Below are 1,075 nucleotides of genomic sequence, written 5' to 3' on the forward strand. Positions count from 1 at the left end.
GTCATCGCCGGGCGGCCAGTCCGTTGTAACAGCTGGGAGGCGATCATCTGGGATTACTTTTACTATGCCGATGAAGTACCACCAATGGACTGGCCTACAAAGCACATAGAGTCCTACAGGCTCGCATGCACCTCACTCGGGGCGGAAAAGGTTGAGGTCTTGCGTGCCGCTTTCAGGTCGCGATATGCGGCCTAACAATTCGTCCAAGCCGACGCCGCTTCGCGGCGCGGCTTAACTCAGGTGTTAGCCGTATGAACCCGGAATTGGTCCGCATTTATCTGGTCGCTGCCATGGGTGCCAATCGGGTTATTGGCAATGGCCCCGATATTCCCTGGAAAATCCCGGGTGAGCAAAAGATCTTTCGCAGGCTCACCGAGGGCAAAGTGGTCGTTATGGGCCGCAAGACGTTTGAGTCCATAGGCAAGCCCTTACCAAACCGCCGCACAGTGGTGCTCTCGCGCCAAGCCAGTTATAGCGCTGCTGGTTGTGCAGTTGTTTCAACGCTGTCGCAGGCTATTGCCATCGCAGCCGAACACGGCAAAGAGCTCTACGTGGCCGGCGGAGCCGAGGTATATGCACTGGCACTACCTCGTGCCGACGGCGTCTTTCTATCTGAGGTACATCAAACCTTCGAGGGTGACGCCTTCTTCCCTGTGCTCGACGAAGCAGAATTCGAGGTTGTCTCAGCCGAAACCGTTCAAGCCACAATCACGTACACGCACTCCGTCTATGCACGTCGTAACGGCTAACAAGTCCGTCAACGGGACACCCAAATGCTGCGCATTTGGGGTCCCTCGGCTGCGCCTCGGTGCCCGTTACGTCCAACGTTAGGCCGCATGGACACAACGCAGGTCACATTGATACACCAAATTCTAGCTGCGGCAGATGAGCGAAATCTGCCGCTCTGGATCGGTGGGGGCTGGGCGATCGATGCACGGCTAGGGCGTGTAACACGCAAGCACGATGATATTGATCTGACGTTTCCCGGCGAGAGGCGCGGCGAGCTCGAGGCAATGGTTGAAATGCTCGGCGGGCGCGTCACGGAGGAGTTGGACTATGGATTCTTAGCGGAGAT

General features: G+C 57.2%; 3 protein-coding genes. All 3 read left to right on the top strand.

Annotation, left to right across the window (positions count from 1 at the left end):
• A partial coding sequence (locus GY634_RS17005) for a hypothetical protein (RefSeq protein WP_479724667.1) occupies positions 1–195 on the top strand: 195 nt, incomplete at its 5' end.
• A gap of 56 nt (positions 196–251) precedes the next feature.
• Complete coding sequence (gene dfrA22, locus GY634_RS17010; protein ID WP_032667553.1) at positions 252–749, top strand: trimethoprim-resistant dihydrofolate reductase DfrA22; 498 nt, start codon at positions 252–254, stop codon at positions 747–749.
• 87 nt (positions 750–836) lie between these two features.
• The coding region (locus GY634_RS17015) for a nucleotidyltransferase domain-containing protein (protein WP_423227311.1) at positions 837–1,075 on the top strand (239 nt) is incomplete at its 3' end.

The organism is Paenalcaligenes suwonensis (assembly GCF_011290505.1).
Classification (GTDB): Bacteria; Pseudomonadota; Gammaproteobacteria; order Burkholderiales; family Burkholderiaceae_B; genus Paenalcaligenes; species Paenalcaligenes suwonensis.